3 protein-coding genes are annotated in these 2,296 nt (G+C 31.6%); all 3 read left to right on the forward strand.

Annotated elements, in window-relative coordinates; genetic code table 11:
• Window positions 1–209 precede the first annotated feature (209 nt).
• The 3 genes from H4O20_RS13360 to H4O20_RS13370 all read left to right on the forward strand — a co-directional run bounded on the left by H4O20_RS13360 (window position 210) and on the right by H4O20_RS13370 (window position 2,066).
• Entirely contained in the window at window positions 210–686 is a 477-nt protein-coding gene (locus tag H4O20_RS13360) for a hypothetical protein (protein WP_185099596.1), read from the forward strand.
• Between the two features lie 158 nt (window positions 687–844).
• The gene (locus H4O20_RS13365; protein ID WP_185099597.1) at window positions 845–1,318 is read left to right on the forward strand and encodes a hypothetical protein; all 474 of its coding nucleotides are present in this window, start codon (window positions 845–847) and stop codon (window positions 1,316–1,318) included.
• Between the two features lie 253 nt (window positions 1,319–1,571).
• Window positions 1,572–2,066, forward strand: coding sequence for a hypothetical protein (locus H4O20_RS13370; RefSeq protein WP_185099598.1), 495 nt, complete (start codon window positions 1,572–1,574; stop codon window positions 2,064–2,066).
• The last annotated feature ends 230 nt before the right edge of the window (window positions 2,067–2,296 follow it).

Genomic DNA, 2,296 nt, shown 5'->3' on the forward strand with positions numbered 1-2,296 from the left:
CAACGGCTATAAGCAATTGGGGTTTAGGTGCTTAATCGAAAATTAAAATATAAATTAAAGGTCAGTGCTAAACCGAAAAGTTAGGGCAAGAAATCCCCAACTGCTCATAACCACGACCGTTAGGCACAATTTGAATGAAACGCACTTTTACAGTAATATTATTTCTCCTTTGTTCCTTTAGGATTTTTGCACAATCTTACAACGAATACGTGAATGACAAAGAAATCAATCAATTTATGATTGAAGTCCTTACATCCAAAGAACCGTATGGAAGTGCTTTCAATAAAACTAATAAGAAAGTTTATTACAAACCAGTACATATTGGACAAGCAAATTGGTCAATATTCGAAAAATCATATGAGAATTTTGACTTTAAAATTCGATTTAAAAAATTATTTGAACGTGAGGATTTAAATAAAAGCGACCTTTTTTTTATGGAAAATCAGTATAAAACAATAAAAAAAACTGAATGGAAATTTGAACACAGAAAATTAAAGCTCAAAAAAAAATATAGAAAAAGTTATTTTAAATATTCAATTCCGATTTTTAATAAGGACAAAACGTTGGCTATAATGTGGAGATACCAATATTGCGGTTCACTTTGTGCTTATTCGGAACTACATATCTATGAATTAAAAGATGGTGTATGGAAAATAAAGGAATTGATTGAGGGATGGATTTCCTAATAAAAAACTGTGCCTAACATTGTATAAAAATAATGCTTAAATTAGTGCTTAATCAAAGGTTAGTCCGATTTTGTTAGCTTCTGATTTTCCTTCGGAAAATCCTCGCACACAAAACCGCACTATTCTTATACGAGACCGTTGCCATTAATTTAAAAAAAATGACGAAAGCGATAACAATTGTACTTCTGACCTTTTCGATCTTTAGCTGTACGGACATAAATAAAAGCGAAATTACAATTGGAAAATTGGAAAATTTACGTGCGGAAAATGACAGCTTAAGAAAAATTGTAGCGGATATTCATACGAAATATGTGTTTGACAGCATTACGATAAGAGACATTCCCAGTTACAAAAATACATACGAATTGAATTCAAAAGTAAGTGGCGAAATTGTATTCGTTGGTTATAATATTAATAAAAAAACAAATGTGATTTTGGTAGATAGTTTTTCTTCTAACCCAAAAGAACTTTACAATCCAGATACTCTGAAATTGAATAATGGTGGATTTGTATATGAAACCGAACTGAATTCCGACCGGATTTCTCTTAAAGGCATCATCGAAACCCAAAGTGAATACGGAAAAAGATACGAAGGATTTTATAATACCGAAATCGGAACGAGGAAAAACTAATGGCAACAATGTATAAAAAAAATAGGGCAAGTAAGTGCTAAACCCAATGTTTCAGGCATATTTACAAGGTCGCCAAATCTTTTGATTTGGCTTTTAGAAAAATAATATAAAAACAGAATGCAAAAGATTTGGCTTGTGGATAATCCGAAAAGTAATTGCCTATTTACAGCCCTACTTCTTTTATACTAAACGTTGTGCCCAATTTATGAACGACAGATACGAAATAGAAAAACCTGTTTCTGATTTAAACTTTTTGACAATCGGAATTAAATATATTGTAGTATTCATTGTCCTTTTTTTGGCAAGTTGGATTGCCTTTCCATTATTTGTATCTAATGGCAGACCGACTAGAGTAAACACAACTGCTGAACTTTTATTTGAAAATCCGTTGTGGTCAAGTCTGATAATTTCAATAGGAGTTATAACTTGGTTTATCTATCGGACTAGAAAAAAATATAAATTCGGAGAAGTTTTCAAAATTGAGTTTAATGACTCGGAGCGCAAACTGGAAATTAAAACTATTAACCTAGCTAATAATAAAGAAAAAGACAATCATTACGATTATAAAAATTTAAGCTATGATTTTCAAAATAAGGAAGATTCTCTTTTTGGAAAACAAAGAATTTTAAAAATCAATAATTATGGCAGAACCGTTCACGAAATAAATTTTGACCGAACAGCTTGGTGCAGAAATGAACGGATTGACAAACTGATTGAAAAAATAAAAACTGGGCACAACAATGTATAACCGCAATTACGGCGGATTCGACTACGTCAGAATCCACTCGGAATTGCTAAAGTCAGTGTCAAACCGAAAATTAGCGCATATTAACCCGTAACTGACGGTTATACGAGACCGTTGTGGTGCATTTAAGAAATGGAAAACTTAATAGAAAAATCTGCTGAACAAATAAAGGACCGAATTCAATTTTGGTTCTTAAAATATTTCAATAAAACCAAAACGGATTTTAATGGAAG

It is taken from the genome of Aequorivita sp. 609, assembly GCF_014212065.1.
In the GTDB taxonomy this organism is placed as follows: Bacteria; Bacteroidota; Bacteroidia; order Flavobacteriales; family Flavobacteriaceae; genus Aequorivita; species Aequorivita sinensis.